Source organism: Aquabacterium sp. (assembly GCF_041915145.1).
GTDB lineage: Bacteria > Pseudomonadota > Gammaproteobacteria > Burkholderiales > Burkholderiaceae_C > Aquabacterium.
The window spans coordinates 1-2,470 of the sequence record NZ_JAYSBZ010000161.1; the positions used below are offsets into that span (position 1 = coordinate 1).

Annotated in this window: 3 protein-coding genes; all 3 read left to right on the forward strand. The window is 67.5% G+C overall.

Features of this window, described 5'->3' with window-relative positions; translation table 11 throughout:
* Positions 1–623: hypothetical protein (locus ACE3SS_RS15510; RefSeq protein WP_374595491.1), on the forward strand; the 623-nt coding region annotated here is incomplete at its 5' end.
* Positions 620–853 carry a hypothetical protein gene (locus ACE3SS_RS15515; protein ID WP_374595493.1) on the forward strand — a complete coding sequence of 78 codons (234 nt, stop codon included), beginning with the start codon at positions 620–622 and terminating at the stop codon, positions 851–853. The genes ACE3SS_RS15510 and ACE3SS_RS15515, both read left to right, overlap by 4 nt.
* A gap of 97 nt (positions 854–950) precedes the next feature.
* Positions 951–2,447 carry a hypothetical protein gene (locus ACE3SS_RS15520; protein WP_374595495.1) on the forward strand — a complete coding sequence of 499 codons (1,497 nt, stop codon included), beginning with the start codon at positions 951–953 and terminating at the stop codon, positions 2,445–2,447.
* Positions 2,448–2,470 lie beyond the last annotated feature (23 nt).

Genomic DNA, 2,470 nt, shown 5'->3' on the forward strand with positions numbered 1-2,470 from the left:
GCACCGAGCAGTACTGGAACAAAAACGGCGACATCAAGCACAACCGCTTCACCTGCGAAGACTTCGCCATCCGCCTGTTGTGCGAGTACGCCTGTCAACACGGTCTGCCCGTGAAGCTGACCACCGGAGTGCGGACGTATCGAAACGAAGAGCCGCTTCGTCCGGGCGAGCATGAACGATACGGGTCGAGTCTCTACGGCTTTACAGAAATGGTGATGCTGAGTTACGGCGCGCCAGACATGCAGCGAGTCGGCGTCAATACCGTTGCCGTATCGAGTGCAGACGAGCTGCATGCCGGCGACGTTCTTGCCCAAGCACGTGACCGGAACAACTCCGCTCATCACATTCAAGTGGTGGTCATGCATCAAGCCGATCGCCTATCGATATATCAAGGCAACTCCGGCATTGGCAACGTCTTGTCTCTCGCGTATCGGGCTGTCTTGAAAAACCCGGCCGACCCACAGGACGGCACCTATACCGGCCAGCCGATTGAAATCGGCGAGTACACCAAGGTGGACAAAGACCGCTGGCGCTATGAGAACAAGACTGTGGGCACTCGACATGACGACTTTCTAAAGCTCTTCATGCTCTACAGGTGGAACTTCATGGGGTTCAACTCATGAGATTTCTCGACTTCCCCGAATCGATCCAGCACTTGGCGCTGTTCGTCGATTCCCCGGCCGGCGCAGTCCTTCTCTGGGTGTCGCTGGCACAGATCCTGAGCGTCGTGTTCTTGCACATTCGCTCGCTGAACGGGTCACGCTTCGTCCGCGTTGTGGTGACCGGCTCCTTGCTGATCCTGCCGCTGATCACCATCGGGTGCCTCTACGTGGCCGGGTTGCCCAAGGCGTGAACTCGATTCTGTTCATGAACCCCGCACGTTCCGCTCCGCTTGCGATCAACGCCACCGTTGTGACGAGACTCACGTTGCTGACCGCAGGAGCCCCGTCATGAAATCCCTCGCCAAAAGCCTGGCCTGGATCGCGCTGCTCACCGCCATCGTGTGGGCGGCCACGATCGTCTACTGGAGTCGCACGCATCGCGCCATCACGCAGGCCGATGTGGTGCTGTATCTGTTGGCGCTGCCCGTGGTGGTGGTGCTGGGCTTTTTCATGCTGCGCTGGGCCTGGCGACGCTCGGGCGAGAAGGTGGCGGCGCAGGCGTCGGCAGCCTCGGCGACCGCTGCGGCTGCAGGCGCCTCGGAGGCAGCCAATGCTGCCGCCGACGAGCGCCGCTGGTCAGCTCGCGTGCTGGCGCAATGGGTGCACACGGCGGCGGGCGACGACGCTGCGGCGGTCTGGACGGCCGTGCGCGACAGCGAGGTGCGCCCCCGCCCCGATGCCGAGCTGCTCGATGACGACGGCCACCCGCTGTTCACCACACGCCTTGACGACCTCGACGTGGACAGCCCGCGTGCCGCGCTTGCCGAGCTCCCCCCACCCCATAACGGCACGCAACCCACCGAGCCCTCGCCGCGCTTGCTGCGCAGCCTGAGCCTGCTGAGCCCCTGCGCCGATTGGCTCGACACCGGCTTGGCCGTGTGGGCCGATGCTCGCGCCAACCTGCCCGCCGCGCCAGCCCTTACCGTGGCGATGTGCTTGCCCCCTCTCGACGAAGCGCACGACGACGACGACACCGAGCCGCCGCAACGAGCGCTGGCCCGCGCGTGGCTGGCGCCGCAGCTCGGCGCGCTGGAAGTCTTCGACCCGCGCCAGCATCGTCTGGTGGTGCAGACCGCTCTCAGCGGCGCCGACGTGTTGGCCTGGGCCGACCTGCAACTGGTGCAATGGCAACGCGATCAGCGTGCGGGCCTGCTGGTGCTGCTGGTGGCCGACTCGTTGATCGACGAAGCCACCGCCGCGCGCCTGGCACGCCAAGGTCTGCTGATGAGCGGCCAACAGCCCAAAGGCGCCACGCTAGGCGAAGCCGCCGTGGGCCTGCTGCTGGCCACCCCCGACTGGCCCGCGCCCAGCGCGCACGCCGCGTTCGAGCTCGACCACCCGCCCGCCACGCTGCACCGCTGGGCGCAGCGCGTGCGCAGCAAGTCGGCCGACGACGCCGGCCGCGTCGGCCCCGAGGTGGCGCGCGACACCTTGGGCGACGCGCTGCAAGCCAGCGCCGTGCCGTCCGATGCCGTGCAGGCCGCCGTGTGCGACACCGACCTGCGCCCCAGCCGCACCACCGAGTGGTACGGCGCGATGCTGCAGCACATCGGCCACCTCGACGCCGCGCAAGACGTGGCGGCGCTCGGCGTGGCCCTGGGGGACTGCGGCATCGCGCAGGCCGCCTTGTGCGTGGCGCTGGCCGCGCAGCGCGCCGCCACCGAGCAACAGGCCGTGGTGGCCGCCACCGTGAGCGCGCCGCTGGCACGCGGCGCCGTGGTGCTGCAACCCGCGCCCGCCGAGAGCCCCGAAGCCGCATCGTCCGCCCTGCCCCTGGCGGCCTGATCACCCGAGCCCAAGCCCGAGCC

Coding starts and splice junctions, on each gene's coding strand:
- ACE3SS_RS15515 (WP_374595493.1), top strand. CDS start 620: ATGAGATTTCTCGACTTCCCCGAATCGATCCAGCACTTGGCGCTGTTC.
- ACE3SS_RS15520 (WP_374595495.1), top strand. CDS start 951: ATGAAATCCCTCGCCAAAAGCCTGGCCTGGATCGCGCTGCTCACCGCC.